Origin of the sequence: Clostridium sp. (assembly GCF_036660475.1) — a bacterium.
Lineage (GTDB): Bacteria > Bacillota > Clostridia > Clostridiales > Clostridiaceae > Clostridium_J.
Genome location: NZ_JAVXAO010000016.1, coordinates 22,983 through 38,792, shown reverse-complemented (window position 1 = coordinate 38,792; position 15,810 = coordinate 22,983). Strand labels below are relative to the sequence as shown.

16 protein-coding genes are annotated in these 15,810 nt (G+C 30.1%); 4 read left to right on the top strand and 12 right to left on the bottom strand.

The genetic code is table 11. The annotated features are described in order from the left end of the window. Nucleotides 1–39: 39 nt before the first annotated feature. Nucleotides 40–1,098 carry an HD-GYP domain-containing protein gene (locus tag RSA29_RS16925; protein ID WP_346944065.1) on the bottom strand — a complete coding sequence of 353 codons (1,059 nt, stop codon included), beginning with the start codon at nt 1,096–1,098 and terminating at the stop codon, nt 40–42. A 24-nt stretch (nt 1,099–1,122) separates the two neighbouring features. Then, nucleotides 1,123–1,521, bottom strand: a complete 399-nt coding sequence (locus tag RSA29_RS16920; RefSeq protein ID WP_346944066.1) for a DUF6762 family protein — start codon at nt 1,519–1,521, stop codon at nt 1,123–1,125. Between the two features lie 94 nt (nt 1,522–1,615). Between RSA29_RS16920 and RSA29_RS16915 the strand changes: the two genes are divergently transcribed. Next, complete coding sequence (locus tag RSA29_RS16915) at nt 1,616–1,954, top strand: hypothetical protein (protein ID WP_346944067.1); 339 nt, start codon at nt 1,616–1,618, stop codon at nt 1,952–1,954. A 204-nt stretch (nt 1,955–2,158) separates the two neighbouring features. On the opposite strand, the gene RSA29_RS16910 is transcribed toward RSA29_RS16915, so the two are convergent. Both RSA29_RS16910 and RSA29_RS16905 read right to left on the bottom strand, forming a co-directional pair. Further along, on the bottom strand, nt 2,159–3,613 hold the full coding sequence (locus RSA29_RS16910; RefSeq protein ID WP_346944089.1) for an aminoacyl-histidine dipeptidase: 1,455 nt from the start codon (nt 3,611–3,613) through the stop codon (nt 2,159–2,161). A 19-nt stretch (nt 3,614–3,632) separates the two neighbouring features. Then, nucleotides 3,633–4,184, bottom strand: a complete 552-nt coding sequence (locus RSA29_RS16905; RefSeq protein WP_346944068.1) for a manganese efflux pump — start codon at nt 4,182–4,184, stop codon at nt 3,633–3,635. Between the two features lie 200 nt (nt 4,185–4,384). Between RSA29_RS16905 and RSA29_RS16900 the strand changes: the two genes are divergently transcribed. Further along, the gene (locus RSA29_RS16900; RefSeq protein ID WP_346944069.1) at nt 4,385–5,323 is read left to right on the top strand and encodes a magnesium transporter CorA family protein; all 939 of its coding nucleotides are present in this window, start codon (nt 4,385–4,387) and stop codon (nt 5,321–5,323) included. Between the two features lie 126 nt (nt 5,324–5,449). Here the strand turns inward: RSA29_RS16900 and RSA29_RS16895 are convergent, their stop codons facing one another. The 6 genes from RSA29_RS16895 to RSA29_RS16870 form a co-directional block, all read right to left on the bottom strand. Next, nucleotides 5,450–7,480: an ABC transporter ATP-binding protein gene (locus RSA29_RS16895; protein ID WP_346944070.1), complete on the bottom strand. Its 2,031-nt coding sequence runs from the start codon at nt 7,478–7,480 to the stop codon at nt 5,450–5,452. Between the two features lie 2 nt (nt 7,481–7,482). Continuing rightward, nucleotides 7,483–9,234 (bottom strand): ABC transporter ATP-binding protein, encoded by a 1,752-nt coding sequence (locus RSA29_RS16890; protein WP_346944071.1) that lies wholly within the window; start codon nt 9,232–9,234, stop codon nt 7,483–7,485. Nucleotides 9,235–9,422: 188 nt separating this feature from the next. Continuing rightward, nucleotides 9,423–9,863 carry a PadR family transcriptional regulator gene (locus RSA29_RS16885; protein WP_346944072.1) on the bottom strand — a complete coding sequence of 147 codons (441 nt, stop codon included), beginning with the start codon at nt 9,861–9,863 and terminating at the stop codon, nt 9,423–9,425. A 5-nt stretch (nt 9,864–9,868) separates the two neighbouring features. Then, nucleotides 9,869–10,717, bottom strand: a complete 849-nt coding sequence (locus RSA29_RS16880; protein WP_346944073.1) for a DegV family protein — start codon at nt 10,715–10,717, stop codon at nt 9,869–9,871. A gap of 139 nt (nt 10,718–10,856) precedes the next feature. Further along, nucleotides 10,857–11,084 (bottom strand): hypothetical protein, encoded by a 228-nt coding sequence (locus RSA29_RS16875; RefSeq protein WP_346933734.1) that lies wholly within the window; start codon nt 11,082–11,084, stop codon nt 10,857–10,859. Nucleotides 11,085–11,264: 180 nt separating this feature from the next. Further along, nucleotides 11,265–12,176, bottom strand: coding sequence for a zinc ABC transporter substrate-binding protein (locus RSA29_RS16870; protein WP_346944074.1), 912 nt, complete (start codon nt 12,174–12,176; stop codon nt 11,265–11,267). Between the two features lie 254 nt (nt 12,177–12,430). Between RSA29_RS16870 and RSA29_RS16865 the strand changes: the two genes are divergently transcribed. Continuing rightward, a complete protein-coding gene (locus RSA29_RS16865) occupies nt 12,431–13,090 on the top strand; it encodes a metal ABC transporter ATP-binding protein (RefSeq protein WP_346933736.1) in 660 nt (219 codons plus the stop codon). After that, nucleotides 13,077–13,877 (top strand): metal ABC transporter permease, encoded by an 801-nt coding sequence (locus RSA29_RS16860; RefSeq protein ID WP_346944075.1) that lies wholly within the window; start codon nt 13,077–13,079, stop codon nt 13,875–13,877. The genes RSA29_RS16865 and RSA29_RS16860 overlap by 14 nt, the downstream gene beginning before the upstream one ends. A gap of 123 nt (nt 13,878–14,000) precedes the next feature. Here RSA29_RS16860 and add read toward each other — a convergent pair whose 3' ends face one another. Both add and trmB read right to left on the bottom strand, forming a co-directional pair. After that, nucleotides 14,001–14,993: an adenosine deaminase gene (gene add, locus RSA29_RS16855; protein WP_346944076.1), complete on the bottom strand. Its 993-nt coding sequence runs from the start codon at nt 14,991–14,993 to the stop codon at nt 14,001–14,003. A 114-nt stretch (nt 14,994–15,107) separates the two neighbouring features. Next, the gene (trmB, locus tag RSA29_RS16850) at nt 15,108–15,764 is read right to left on the bottom strand and encodes a tRNA (guanosine(46)-N7)-methyltransferase TrmB (RefSeq protein WP_346944077.1); all 657 of its coding nucleotides are present in this window, start codon (nt 15,762–15,764) and stop codon (nt 15,108–15,110) included. Nucleotides 15,765–15,810: the final 46 nt, after the last annotated feature.

Sequence of the window (15,810 nt, the reverse complement as noted above, 5' to 3'; positions counted from 1 at the left end):
AATTAAATACAGTGCATCCTTAATTATATACTTATTGTTTTAAATTACACTTTGAACCGTTAAATTTATCTTCTCAAGTAAATTTATCTCATAAAACCGTACTGGTTCCCTGGTTAAATGATCATATAGAACTCTAATTATCGGTCTATCAGGAAATCCTCTGTTTTGCTTTATTATATATCCCTCAACACCATTAGATAATTTTACGCAACTACCTAATGCGTAAACAGCAAATGTATCTTTGAATATCCGAACTAAGTCTTCATCGAACTGAGTTCCACAGCCAGATAGTATGAGCTCATAAGCTTCATTTGGTTCAAACTTATTTCTATAACTTCTATTACTTGTAACTGCATCGTACACATCACATATTCCTACTATTTTACCAAACCTTGAAATTTGATTTCCTTTTAACCCATAAGGATATCCTCTTCCATCTATCTTTTCATGATGTTGTTCTACACCAGCTATTGCATCACAAGAAATCTTGAAATTCTTTTTCAGAATATCTCCACCATAAATAGGGTGCTGCTTTACAACTGTGAACTCTTCCTCTGTAAGTTTACCACCTTTATTTATTATAGCTGCTGGAACTTTCAATTTTCCAACGTCATGAAGCATCCCCGATATGCCAAGCTCACTAATTGCCCACTTCTTCATTCCAAGATTAATTCCAAAGAATACAGACATTATACCAGTATTAATACTATGTAAAAATGTATAATTATCATGGGTTCTAATATCACATAAACATTTGTTTACATCTCCAACTTCCATTATAAGTTCTACTAATTGATCTATATTATTTAAATATTCATCTCCAACTTTGCCAGATATGCAGGTTATGCCCCTTGATATATTCTTTAAACTTTTCATAGTTTCCTGCTTAACTACAGTTAATTTTTCATCTTCTACCTCTATATCATCTAACCTGTCATCTTCAAGATATACACAATAAACACTCAACTCATTAAGCCTCTTTATATAAACACTATTAAGTTTAACACCAGCCTTAAGTAATATTCTTCCATCTTCTCCATACACATGCTTTGCTAGCACATCATCTTCTTTAACTGTATTTATGTATTCTAACCTCATGATTCCCCCTAAAAAAATGTGATATTACTTATACTCTTCTATTTTACCTTCAATATCAGCAATCACTTTATTCATATTCTCTTCTATCAAAGAACATATATAATTCAATTTATCACTTAACTTGTTATGGTCATCATCATATCCAAAAGTTAAAATCCATGTAGGATTAAATTCCTCATCATATGGCTCTATAGACGTTACTACACCATGAAATGCCTCTTCATTAAACAAATCATATATAGCTGTAAATTCCCAATCTTCCACTTCTTTGTTCGTATCGAAGTATAGTTTAACGCTATCTCCGTCATAAAACAATTTAGTTATGTACTCTGCACCTTCATGTATTTGGTAGCTTCCAAGCTCCCTTATAAGATAGTTTGTATCCTTTTCTCTCTCCATTAAAACAACAGCAGAAAAATCCATAAAATCACCCTTTCTCAATCCCAAATAAAATATTTACATATTTTATCATTAATGTTATAATTAGTATATATTCTCCTAGTAAGGAGTGCTGATAATGAAACGAATTAAAAATCACACCAAATTAAGAACCTTTTTATTTCTTATCTTAGTATTTATTCTTATGATATATTTGCTATTTTTTAAATTTTCCAGCAAAAAATATGAGAATGTTGACTACGCAATAAAACGATATACAACTACTGGTTTATTAAACAAATATAGACTTTATTCCCTTGAAAATTATGAAATTAAATTTTCTGACGGAAATTTATGTATTGCTGAAATCACCGGTATAGAAGATAAGAGCCCCTATCAAACAGTAATATATAATTTATATTTAGAAAAATCCAAATCTGGCAAATGGAAATTATTAAAAGTTTATTCTTCCAAGTAATTAAAAATTCATTCTTGCAATAATTAAATAATTAAATTACTACAATTAATTCATTGATTTTACCCCTATGAATTATCTAAATTCTTCAAGTAATTATTACATTTCCTATAGTATACATTACTAATTCTAAATATACAATAATATAGTTATCCCCTTAAGATTAATTTACCTATTTATCTTAAGAGGATAACTTTTTATTTCAAATTATTTTACGTCTGATAAAACATTAATTAGATAAGTGTACATTCTATCTACCGATGAAATGCTTATATGCTCATCAGGTGTATGAACATCAAATATGTTTGGTCCAAAAGAAATTTGATCTAAATTACCATTAAATTTATCTCCAATTAACCCACATTCAAGCCCTGCGTGGATTGCTGAGATTTCTGCCTTTTTACCAAAAGTCTTCTCATAAACTTCTTCAAATACAGTTCTAATCTTTGAATTTGGATTATACTGCCATTCAGGATAATCAGATTCAAATTCAATAACACAATTTAATATCTCTGCAAGCACTATCATTTGGTCCATTATTGATCTTTTTAATGATGCAACAGAGCTCCTTACAGCATTTTCAAACTCAACAGCCTCACCTGTAGTAGTCACAACACCTACATTGGTAGAACTTTGCACTAATCCTTCTATTGCCATGCTCATTGTTTGAACGCCATTTGGCAACATGAAGAGTGTTCTTAAAACATTTCTTTTAGTATCATCCGAAAACACCTTATCTATTCCATCTACAACTTCACATGTAAGTTTGAAATCATCATCTATTCCCTGTAATTCATTTTCAAATATACCAGTCCATTGTTTTATCTTATCCTTAACTTTGCACATCTCTTCCGCTCTTACTAAAACCATTGCATCTGCTTCTCTAGGAATTGCATTCATCTTAGCACCTCCATTTATAGATGCTAACTTGAAGTCTACTATAGCGTTAAGATCCATCAAGAATCTTCCCATCAATTTATTTGCATTTCCTCTTTCCTTCTTAATTTCCATTCCTGAGTGTCCACCCTTTAGCCCTCTTATTTTAATTGCTAAAGAACTATACTTACCCTCTGTATTTTCATAAGTTACAGGAACTGAGAATTTTGCTCTTACTCCACCTGCACAACTAACAAGAAGTACTCCCTCTTCTTCTGAATCTATATTTACTAGTATTCTACCATTTAAATCTTCAGGTCTTAGGTTTGTTGCTCCACCCATTCCTGTTTCTTCTTCAGTAGTTACTAGCACTTCTAACGCTGGGTGTGATATATCATTTCTATCAAGAATAGCAAGTGCATATGCTACTGCAATACCATTATCAGCACCTAGAGTTGTTCCATCTGCTTTTATAAAATCACCATCAATAATAAATGCAATTGGATCCTTCTCAAAATCATGGTTAGTTCCTTGATTTTTCTCACACACCATATCCATATGACCTTGTATAATAATAATAGGAGCATTTTCATATCCCTTTGTAGCTGCCTTTTTTATTATTACATTTAAAGCCTCATCTTGAATAACCTCTAAATTACGATCCTTTGCAAATTTAACCAACCAATCACTTATAGCTCTTTCATTTCCAGAACCTCTTGGTATTTCATTCATTTTTTTAAAGAAATTAATTACCTCAAAGCTTTTTAAGTTTTTTAAAGTTTCTATCATTTTACTCATCCTTTCCTTAGAAGAAAATCATCTTCAATCCAAATAATATTAAAATTACGCCTCCAATATAATCTGCATATTTACCTACAAGGTAAATTTTCCCTAGATATCTTGCTATTACAAATGCTAATATACTCATAATGAATGTGACAACACCAACTATAGATGTAAATATGGATAATGTAATAATACTTCCTATTTTTGAGAAAGTAATAAATCCAATTACCATTGCATCTATACTTACTGATATTCCTAACACAAAATATACATTAGAATTAAAAATAAGATTGTCTTCATCATTATTCATTCCTTCTTTAATCATAAGTACACCAACTACTGCAACTACCATGCCTCCTATAATTGTTGGAATTGAAGCAATATTTTCTGTAAAAATCTTCCCCCCAAAACCACCTAGGAAACAAAACAAGAATTGAAAAAAACCGAAGGAAATCGCAAATAATATTTTCATGCGTTTGGTAGCCTTATCATTCAACCCAATTGCTATTGCAATACCAAATGCGTCTAAAGATACAGCCAGAGATAATAAAAGCAATTCTTCTATTGCCATAAACCCTCCCATTCAATACATTAAAGTAATTCGAATCATAAATTATAATCACAATACTATTACTATTATGATTTAACTTAATTATGATTGAAAATTAAATTATCTGTACTATTATAATTATTACTTTTAAACATATAGTTGTCAATTACAAATATAGTGTTAAAATATATTCATAGATTTATTTTTATGAGGTGATAACATTGATTACAATATTAAAAAGTGATGCTTCTGGCGCCCTTTCAAACATAGATACCATTGAACACGGCTCTTGGGTAAGTATGATAAATCCATCGGATGAAGAAGTACTCTTAATTTCTCAAAAGCTTTCCATATCTCAGGACTTCATAAGAGCTGCCCTTGATGAAGAGGAAGGATCAAGAATTGAATTTGAAAACAACTCTACTTTAGTTATCATCGATATTCCATTTACTGAAATGGATGATAATTCATTAACATATGATACATACCCTCTAGCAATTATATATACTGAAAATATAATTATTACTGTTTGTCTTAAAAATAGTCCTGTATTATCTGACTTTGTCCTCGAAAAAATCCCTTCATTTTACACATTTAAAAAAGTTAGATTTATGCTTCAAATGTTATATAGAGCATCTAATTATTATTTGCTGTATTTAAGACAAATAAACAAAAAAAGTTTACTTATTGAAAAGACACTTTATAAATCCTTACGAAATAGAGAACTCATTCAACTTTTCGCTCTTCAAAAATCATTAGTTTACTTCTCAACATCCCTTAAATCTAATGATTTAACCTTGGAAAAGCTTCTTAAACAAGAAATACTAACTAAATATGATGATGATTGCGATATTTTAGATGATGTTATGATTGAAAACAGGCAGGCCATAGAGATGTGTAGTATCTATAGTGATGTACTAACTGGCACCATGAATGTTTTCGCATCTATAATCTCTAACAATCAAAACCAAGTTATGAAATATCTTACTTCTGTAACTATAGTTATTTCAGTACCCACACTAATCTCAGGCCTTTTAGGTATGAATGTCGGTGGAATTCCTTTTTTAGACTCTTCTAATGGATTTTTCTACATGTGTGTAATTGTTGGACTAATAACTATAGTTGTAACCTATTATCTAGGTAAAAAAGATATGTTTTAACAATAAAAAGTAGATAGTTCATGCTATCTACTTTTTACTGCTTTAACCTTAATATACTAATTAAAAATATTTCAAAACCGAAATTATCAAAGTTATATATTTTCTACCATACTAACTGTTTTCCTTCTATTGTCCTGCATATTGTAGCTTATATAGATTACTATATAAGCCTTTTTTCTCTAATAACTCTGAGTGATTTCCCACCTCTCTAACTTTCCCTTTATGCATTACAATTATTTTATCAGCATTTTTTATTGTTGATAATCTATGAGCAACCACTATTGTAGTTCTTCCCTTTGTAAGCTTATCTAATGCATCTTGAATTAAGCTTTCAGTTTCAGTATCGATATTCGCTGTTGCTTCATCTAACACTAAAATTGGTGGATTAAATGCTAAAGCTCTTGCAAATGCAACCAACTGTCTTTCTCCTTGAGAGAATGTTGTACCTCTTTCATTAACTTTGGCATTATATTTATCTGGTAGCTTCTCAATAAACACATTAGCATTTACATATTCACAAGCCTTTACAATCTCTTCATCGGTTATATTTTCATCATTTAACCTTACATTTCCTTTTATATCCCCTGTGAATAAAAACACATCCTGAAGTACTGTCGAGACATTCTTTCTCAATTCCTCTGTTGACATCCTTCTTATATCTACTCCATCTATTAATATTTCACCCTTTTGAATATCGTAAAGCCTAGTTATTAAACTAATAATAGATGTTTTACCTGCTCCAGTTGCTCCAACAAATGCAATAGTTTCACCTTTTTTAATTTTGAAACTCACATCTCTTAGCACCCATTCCTCATTATTATATGCAAACCAAACATGATTAAATTCAATCTCACCCTTAGCTCTTCCAATACTTTCAGGAATTTCGGGATTTTTAATAGTACTATCATTATCTAATAGCATAAATATTCGTTCAGAAGATGCCATGGACGATTGAAGTATATCAAACTTCTCTGACAAATCGAAAATTGGTTGGAATAACTTTTGAATATAGATTATGAAAGCATATAAAACTCCAAACTCAAGAGTTAGATTTAAAACCGCTGTTCCTCCAACCCATACAAGTATACAAAGCGCTAACTGATATACCATATCCATTATAGGTCTAAATATGGCAAAAACCCTTATTTGTTCCATAGATGCCTTAGAATAAGAAGTATTTATATCATCAAATTCTCTATATTTCTTATCCTCTACTCCATATATTTGAACTGTCTTCATACCACTAATATTTTCTGATAAAGATGAATTAATCTTTGATAACCTAGCTCTAACCTTTCTATATGCTTCTCTATCATATTTTCTGAATATAAATGTTAATGCAATTACAAGTGGCAGTGTTACCACTGATACTATACCCAATTTTATGTCTAACATAAACATAGCTATTATTATACCAAAAACTAGGAATGCATCTTTTATAAGATATATTAATACGGATGTATACATCTCATTTAAAGTTTCTACATCATTTGTTATACGAGTAACTAGCCTTCCTACAGGATTTTTGTCAAAAAACGATAATGATAATGATTCTACATGTTTAAAAACCGTAGCTCTAATATTATAAATAATTTTTTGCCCCGTATATTGAAGTATATATATTTGTATATAATTTAGTACAAATACTCCAATGCAAATACCTAACACAAGTAAAGCACTTATCTGTATTGCTTTTAAATCTTTGCTTCTTAACTGCTCTATGTCTTCAAATGTTATTTCATGCATTTTATAGCTATTACTACCTTGAAGGAATCTATCACCTTCAATTGTATATGCCGTATTTTCAGATGCAATTCCTTCTACAATGTAAGGCTTATTATCGCTATCATATATCATTGAGGCTCTTATTGCTCCGTCTCTCTCACCCCTTATAACATATTTATCCCCTATGCTAATTGCACTGTCTTCTGCTTTCTCAACAATAGAATACTTTCCACTTAAAGGGCTAATATTATTATCTATCACGTTTTTAATGATAAAAGGCACCGAAAGATCTAGGCATACTACTATAAACATGATAACTACTACTATAGCAATAAACCATTTGTATGGTAAAGCAAACTTTAACAGCCTTCTCATTAATAGAGAGTCATACTGTTTGTCTAGAATTTCATCTTCATGACTAAAGTTTTCCATAACTATACTTCCTCCTCTTCCATAATCTCTTGCTCAATTTGTTGCTTCTCAAATATATCCTTATATATTCCTGGTATATTTTTAAGTTCCTCATGAGTCCCTTGTTCTACTATCTCTCCATCTTCAAGAACTATTATATTGTGAGCATCCTTAACCGCTGAAATTCTATGAGATATGATAATTGATGTTTTATCCTTCATAACTTGCTTTAAATTTTCTAAAATTTTAACTTCCGTCTTTGCATCTACTGCCGACAAACAATCATCTAAAATTAATATATCAGGATCTTTTATAAGGGCTCTAGCTATAGAACTTCTTTGTTTTTGACCACCTGAAAGAGTTGTTCCCCTTTCTCCAACAATTGTTTCAAACCCCAATGGAAATTCTTTTATATTATCATATATATCTGCCTTTATAGTCGCATCCTTTACTTTCTCTTCATCAATTTTATCAAAGGCAAGTCCTATATTCTCTGACAGAGTTGTTGAGAATAAAAATGGGTCTTGAGATACAAATCCAATGTTTTTTCTTAAACTATTTAATGATATCCTATTTATATCTTTATCTCCTATGAAAATTTTCCCATCTCCCACATTGTAAAGTCTAAGAAATAAACTTACAAGAGTACTTTTACTACTTCCAGTTCTTCCTACAATACCAAGAGTTTCACCCTTCTTTATTCTTAAATTGATATTTTTGAGGGTTGGTGATAATACATTTTCATATGTGAACGTTAAATCCTTTATAACAATATCACCGTTTAAAGATTCCAATAATTCTGTGTTTTCATCTACTATGTCAGCCTTAGTGTGTAAAATTTCCTCTATTCTTTCTATAGAAGCAAACCCTCTTTGTAGTATATTAATTACCCATCCAATAGCCATCATTGGCCATACTAGATTTCCAAGGTACATATTAAATGTAACAAAGTCTCCTAGAGATATTTTTCCCAATACTACAAATGTTCCACCTACAATAATTAATAATGCAAAACTTAATGATGAAATAAATTCTACTAGTGGTGAGAACACTCCCCAAATTCTTATAAAATCCATGTTAGCTTGAAAATTTTTATCATTTTCTTCCATGAATTTTTCATATTCTTTCTCCTCTTGTACAAAGGACTTTACTATTCTAATTCCCGAGAAATTTTCTTGTACTACATCTGTAAGTTTTGAAAAACAGCTTTGAACTTTCGTGAACTTCTTATGAATTTTCTTACCAAATCTTTGCGATACTATTGCCACAAATGGAAGTGGTAACAAAGCTAATATAGTCAATTGAACATTGATTGTTAGCATAATACAAATTGTTGCAATAGTTAATACCACCGCATCAAAGAACATAATAACCCCAGGTCCTAATGCCATTCTAACCGCATTTAAATCATTTGTTGCCAATGCCATTAAATCTCCTGTTTTTTTCTCATTGTAAAAGTTAGCTGATAACCCTTGTAAATGTTTAAAAAATTTACTTCTTATATCATACTCTACCTGTCTAGAGGTACCATTTACATATATTCTCCACATAAATCTTCCAAATGCCATAACAAGAGCAATTATTAAGATATATATAATTGCTTTAATTAAACTACCTTTAGTTGCACTCCCTTGTGATAATCCATCTGTCAAATACCCTAAAATTTTAGGTGGAACAAGTTGTATAAAATCTACTAATATAAGAAAAAATATACCTACTAAATATTTCTTCTTATATGGCGCTGCATATTTTAATAACCCTTTAATCTTTTCCATTTGCATCCCCCTGTTTCAAAATTTAATTACATCATAAAAAACAATATTTTTTTCAACAAAAACCCTTAATATATATATAATATAAAACTTTACATATTATTTCAATATAAATATTTAGTTTTACGAAATATTATTTTGGAGAATATATTAAAAATCCTATGAACTTATTTCAAGTTCATAGGATTTTTCTAACCATATAAATCTTCTATAATTATTTTAAATACCTCTAATGCCTCTTCAACATTTTGCTGTAATAATATCCTCTTAGTTTCAAACTCCTTAAGTCCAACCTCTGTTATTGTGTATACTTTTTGTGATTTTTTGCTATTATCCCAAATACCTTCTACAAATCCCTGTTTTTCCAACTTTTTTAAAAGAGGATATATTCCCCCAGTACTAGGTATCCAAAAACCATTTGTTCTTTTACCTATCTGCTGAGATATGTCATTACCATTTGTAGGTCCCAATGTTAATATATACAATGTATAGATTGGTAGTAATCCCTTTGTAAAGACTTGACCAACCGCTTCATTTTCATACTTTATTTTTCTTAGTTCATTTAGTTTTCTCTTATAATCTTCGTATAATTTTTTTTCTTCTTCTTTAATGCCCCTTAATTCATCGCTCACACTGACTACTTCCTTTCGTAGAAAAGTACCCCTATAAATCCTGGTCCAGAGTGAACCCCTGAAACTGGACTTAAATATCCACCAAAAGTAACCGAATGTACATTTGAATGTAATTTAAATTTTTCCTCTAATGATTTGGCTTCTTCTGCTGCTTCTCCATGCATTATATACACATCACACTTACTACTATTTAGCTTATCTACCCCTATATCATAAATTTTACTTAAAGACTGCTTTCTCCCCCGGACTTTTGTATAAGTGTAGTATACACCTTCTTTATCTACGCTTACAATAGGTTTAAGGTGTAAAAATTGCGCAATTGTACCTGCCACTTTTCCAATCCTACCACCCCTTATAAGATATTCTAAGGTTCCTATAACAAAAAATATTTCTATTCTACTATTTATTTCAGGAAGTTTATCCACTATATTTTGGAATGTCTCACCAGCTTCTATCATCAATCCTGCCTCTTCTATAAGTATCGCTTCGCCCTTTGATATAGATTTAGAATCATGAACATAAGTTTTAATTTCTGGATGATCTGCTGACACCAATTTTATAGCATTATTAAATCCCGATAATTGGGATGATATTGTAACTATTATTGCATGAGTATACCCTTCTTTTTTTAACTCTTCAAAGGTATCTTCCATATCTTGCATAGACGGTAATGATGTAGTTGGAGCTGAGCTTTCTAATGTGTCATATACGTATTGTGGGGTAATATCAACTCCATCACTAAACTCTTTATCCCTATATATTATTCTAAAAGGTAGTACCCTTACATTATATTTATTAACTATCTCCTGTGTTATATCACTTGCACTATCTGTAATCAATGCTATTTTTTCCATATATATCACTCCTCTATTATCTCTACTATATTTATTATATATCACTACTGAGTATATTATCAATAGTGATATATCAGAAATGATACTTTTTATTACATAATTTGGTACATTGATCGTAAATCTCTTTATTCATTTCTTGTTAATCTCCATGTAATTTAAGATTAATAAGCTCTAGTGTTTCATTTAAATCCTCATTCTCCACGAGAACACCATCTACCCTAGCTATATACTTGTAGCCACAGAAATTACATGCTCCAATACACATATTCTCTGTTATTTTATCTTCACCTTTGACTATTTTTTTTAATCCTTCTACTAATTTATTTTGTCCTTCATTACATTTACATGTGCTAACTTTCTTTCCCATAGTATTCCTCCCATTATCTATAATTAAACATTTTTTTCATTATGTTATAATTAAATCCTATTATTAATTCAGAATATATTTTTTAATATGTATTGTCAATAATGCTTTTTTATAAAAAAATGGGATATATACTTTAATTAATATATATCCCAAGATTTCATATGCATTTTAAATAATTTGTCATTCACCCTGTTTCATAGCACTATATATAGTCTCTACATTATATCTTAATGTGTCAGAAAAAGATTTTTTATCTTCACTGCTATGAAGTGTATATATTTGTTTTGTTGTAGCTCCAACTTCCTTAGCTAAAGTATTTGAGAGATTTTGACTTATTAATTCTTCTACAAAAATAACTTTAATGTTATAGTTTTTGCAATGTAGTATAAGTTTCTCTAACTCCTTTGGAGATGGTTCACCTTCTGCAAACACTCCTTCTATACTGCTTTGTGTAAGACCTAAATCCCTACATAAATATCCAAAAGTAGCATGACCAGTAATAAACTCTTTATCTTGTAAATCTTGAAATTTAGGAACATATTCACTGATAATTTCATCAATTTTCCCTGCAAATTCCTCATAATTCTTTTCATAATAGTCCTTATTTTGAGTGTCTTTTTCCTGTAATGCATTTTTAATATTTTCTGCTTCGACCTTAGCTGAGGTAAGACCAAGCCATGTATGTGGATCTTTGCCTAAATTATTGTTATCTGTTCCATCGGCATTTATGAGTTCTACTCCTTTACTAGCTTCTACCGTGATTAACTTATTATTACCTATTGCAGCTTCTACATCAGTTACCCATTCTTCCATACCTGCTCCATTATAAATAAAAATATCACTTTCTTCTATAGCTTTCATGTCCTTAGCTTTAATATCAAAATCATGTGGCTCACTACCCTCAGGTATTATATTATCTATGTTAACTTTATCCCCACCGATTTCCTCCGCTAAAGCTTTCATTCCATAAAATGATGTAACAACATTAATGGTATCACTATTATCCATAGACTCACTCTTAGATTTTTCTGAACATGCAGTTAATATCATAGTCATAACTATCAACACTGCTGTAATTTTAAATTTTTTCATGTTTTTCCCCTTCCTAATTGAAAATGATTTTCATATATAGTATAATTATATCATACATATTATTAATATCAATACTGGTGCAATCTCTTGTGCACCTATATTGAATTAAGAATTTACATATTACTTCTTAAACTATTGTCATTTTTCATTAATATCATTCAATATTAATAATTTCTTTATATTATAACTATATTATGTAAATATGTGGTTAGACTTATAATATAACATTACACTGTATGAAAGGAGCTCATTTTATGATAGAAATAAAAAACCTTTGTTTTTCATATACAAATTCTGGGCCATACTTAATCAACAACTTCTCGCTTTCTATTAATAAACAAAATTATGTTTCTGTAATTGGAGCTAATGGTAGCTGTAAAAGCACCTTAATAAAGCTAATTTTAAATTTCCTTACGCCCCAAAATGGAAGTATCCATTTAAATTCACATAAAATAGGATATGTTCCTCAGTTCGTTGAAAATTTTAATAGTTCTTTCCCTGTAACTGTATGGGAAATATTAAATACACACAGAAAAGTAATGAAGATTGCAGATAAAGATTCTATATCTTCAGCTCTAAAAAAAGTTGGAATGCTTGATTATAAAAACTCACTTATTGGGAACTTATCAGGTGGTCAACGTCAAAAGATTTTCATAGCTAGAGCAATTTTAGCTAATGAAGATATCTTAGTTTTAGATGAACCTTCAACAGGTGTTGATAATCAAAGTATGAAAGAAATTTATGCTTTAATAACTTCTTTAAATAGAAAAAATGGAGTTACCGTAATATCTGTAGAACATAATATAGAGGCAGCTATTCAAAATTCAACACATATACTTAGTATGGACAATGGAAATGGAATCCTCTATACTATTGACGAGTATTTAAGGAGGTTATCTAATGTTTCAATATGAGTTTATGCAAAATGCATTTCTAGCTGCTATTTTCATTTCAATATTATGTCCTATGGTAGGCGTTTTTCTAGTACTTAAAAGACATTCAATGATGGGCGACACGCTTGCTCACTCCGCCTTTGCCGGGGTTGCAATTGGCTTAGTATCAGGTTTTAATCCAATTATATGTGCTTTTATATTTACCACAATTTGTGGACTTTCTATTGAATTTTTTAGAGACTACTACAAAAAATATGCTGAACTTATTCTTTCCATAGTACTTACATTTAGCGTTGGTGTTGGAATTACACTTATTAGTACTGGCAAGGCAAATGGCAATGTTAATAGTTATCTTTTCGGAAGTATCTTAACAGTTACAAAATTTGATTTACTTGTAATGATAATTCTTAGTTGCATTTCTATTATTACCTTATATTTTTTATATGATAAGTTACTATATACTACCTTTGATGAGGAAGGCGCAAAAATTGCTGGTATTAATGTGAAGGCAGTAAATTATATATTTGCTTTACTTGTTGGGGCTACTATTTCTGCTTCTATCCGTATTATGGGAATTTTAGTAATGTCCTCAATGATAGCCTTGCCTGTAGCAACCTCCCTCCAACTTAATAAAGGCTTTAAACCGACTTTGTTATTTTCTGTATTTTTCGGCTTTATAGATATTATTCTTGGTTTAATACTCTCCTATGTGTTTAATTGTGCTCCTGGTGGTACCATTGCATTAACATCTGTATTTGTATTAATCTCAGTAATTATATATAATTCCATAACAATGTCCAGAAAGTAAAAATCAGGTAAAGGATAATATATCCCTTACCTGATTTTTTATACTTCTTATAAATAAATTATACTGATATCTGTTATAAATACAATTTAAATTGCATTTAAATGTTGTTCCTTTAATAATATCTTATATCAATGTTTTTAAATGATTTTTAATATTTTCAGTTGCAAATGCTCCATCAACTGAATCATTATATATTTTTTTATAATCATCATAACTCATATTCTCAACGTGATTTATGCTTTCACACTCATTGGTTACATTAGTTCTTGATACAGTCCTGTTATCAGTATTAAAAGAAACTCTTATTCCATCTTTATAAAACTTAAATAATGGGTGGTCATTATAACCCGTCACTACTTTGGTCTGTATATTACTAGTTGGGCACATTTCCAAAATGACATTATTATTTTTAACTAAATCATATGCCTCTTTAAAATCTTTTATCCCTACTCCATGTCCTATTCTCTCAGCATGAAGAAGTTTAATTGCATCGGATACATTTACGCCTATGCCAGTTTCTCCTGCATGTATAGTAACTCTATATCCATACTCTCTCGCTACCCTTATAGGCTCTATAAAATCTTTGGAAAACCCTTCATTCTCCGCTCCACAAAGATCAATGGCTACAACGCCTTTACCTAAATACTTTCTTCCTGCCTCTACCACCGTAAGTGCACTATCTGACCCCATATGTCTTAGACATGATAAAATCAAATTACTATGAATATCAAAATCTTTTTCACCTTTTTTTATTCCTACTAATACACTTTCAATAACCTCATCTAAGGTTAATCCATTTTGCGTATGTAATGTTGGTGCATATCTTATTTCTATATATTTAACATTCTCTTTTGATGCGTCTTCCAATAGCTCATAAGTAACTCGCTCTAAGTTCTCTTTACTTTGCATAATTTTAACTGGAATACTAAATCTATCTAGATATTCTACTAATGATTTACACTGCAATGGAGCTTCTAACAATTCTGTTAATTCACTCAAATTATAGCTTGGAATTTCAATATTATCTTTAGTTGCTATATCTAATATTGTTTGCGGTCTTATACTTCCATCTAAATGACAATGCAATTCTATTTTTGGCATTTCTTTAAAATTCATAGCTAATACATCCTTCCATTGTTGTATTTTAGTCTTACCTATTATTAAAATTAATTTTTGTCTATATCCTCTAAATAATGTAGTGTAATTTAAATATTTATAAGTTTTCTATGATTACTTTAGTTTTGCAACTAAACACATTGTTTTCATCCCCATTGACGTAAATTTTCCTTCATATTCAGTAACTATGTTATCTTCAAAACCACTGTTATGTAAGTCGTAGGTTACAAACTCCAATGAAAATCCACTTTCTTTAAAATATTCTTGGGAATCATTGAAAAGCTCTGTGTCATCTGTTTTAAACCAAATCTCTCCACCTGGTTTCAAAAACTTCTTATAAGCTTCTAAAAATTTTGTATAAGTAAGTCTTCTTTTATTATGACTCTTTTTAGGCCACGGATTACAAAAATTGATATATATTTTGCTAATCTCATCTTTGCCGAATACATTATCTATAAGCATTATATTCAGTACCATTAATCTAACATTTATATCTTTTTCTACTGAATCCTCTTGTCTAGATCCTTTAACCTTTCTTAAGGCATAAACTAAAACCTCATCCTTTAAGTCTATCCCAACGTAATTTACATCCTTACTCTTTTCTGCTCTTTTTGTAATATGTCCCCCCATTCCACATCCTAATTCTAGGTGAATAGGGTTATTGTTTCCAAATTCCTCATTCCAATTGTTGCAATGATCATATTTGTCATATACAACTATGTCACTTGCTTCTAGTTCTGGTTTAGCCCAATATTTTTTGCGTAGTCTCATAAATGTCTCTCCTTAATTTAAGTCAGTATTTTAATTAGTTAACGTT

Excerpts from the sequence above, each read along its gene's own strand:
- RSA29_RS16905 (WP_346944068.1), bottom strand. The coding sequence starts at position 4,184 with ATGGCAATAGAAGAATTGCTTTTATTATCTCTGGCTGTATCTTTAGAC.
- RSA29_RS16870 (WP_346944074.1), bottom strand. The coding sequence starts at position 12,176 with ATGAAAAAATTTAAAATTACAGCAGTGTTGATAGTTATGACTATGATA.
- add (WP_346944076.1), bottom strand. The coding sequence starts at position 14,993 with ATGAATTTTAAAGAAATGCCAAAAATAGAATTGCATTGTCATTTAGAT.
- RSA29_RS16915 (WP_346944067.1), top strand. The coding sequence starts at position 1,616 with ATGAAACGAATTAAAAATCACACCAAATTAAGAACCTTTTTATTTCTT.
- RSA29_RS16865 (WP_346933736.1), top strand. The coding sequence starts at position 12,431 with ATGATAGAAATAAAAAACCTTTGTTTTTCATATACAAATTCTGGGCCA.
- RSA29_RS16890 (WP_346944071.1), bottom strand. The coding sequence starts at position 9,234 with ATGGAAAAGATTAAAGGGTTATTAAAATATGCAGCGCCATATAAGAAG.
- RSA29_RS16880 (WP_346944073.1), bottom strand. The coding sequence starts at position 10,717 with ATGGAAAAAATAGCATTGATTACAGATAGTGCAAGTGATATAACACAG.
- RSA29_RS16925 (WP_346944065.1), bottom strand. The coding sequence starts at position 1,098 with ATGAGGTTAGAATACATAAATACAGTTAAAGAAGATGATGTGCTAGCA.
- RSA29_RS16895 (WP_346944070.1), bottom strand. The coding sequence starts at position 7,480 with ATGGAAAACTTTAGTCATGAAGATGAAATTCTAGACAAACAGTATGAC.
- RSA29_RS16860 (WP_346944075.1), top strand. The coding sequence starts at position 13,077 with ATGTTTCAATATGAGTTTATGCAAAATGCATTTCTAGCTGCTATTTTC.
- RSA29_RS16920 (WP_346944066.1), bottom strand. The coding sequence starts at position 1,521 with ATGGATTTTTCTGCTGTTGTTTTAATGGAGAGAGAAAAGGATACAAAC.
- trmB (WP_346944077.1), bottom strand. The coding sequence starts at position 15,764 with ATGAGACTACGCAAAAAATATTGGGCTAAACCAGAACTAGAAGCAAGT.
- RSA29_RS16875 (WP_346933734.1), bottom strand. The coding sequence starts at position 11,084 with ATGGGAAAGAAAGTTAGCACATGTAAATGTAATGAAGGACAAAATAAA.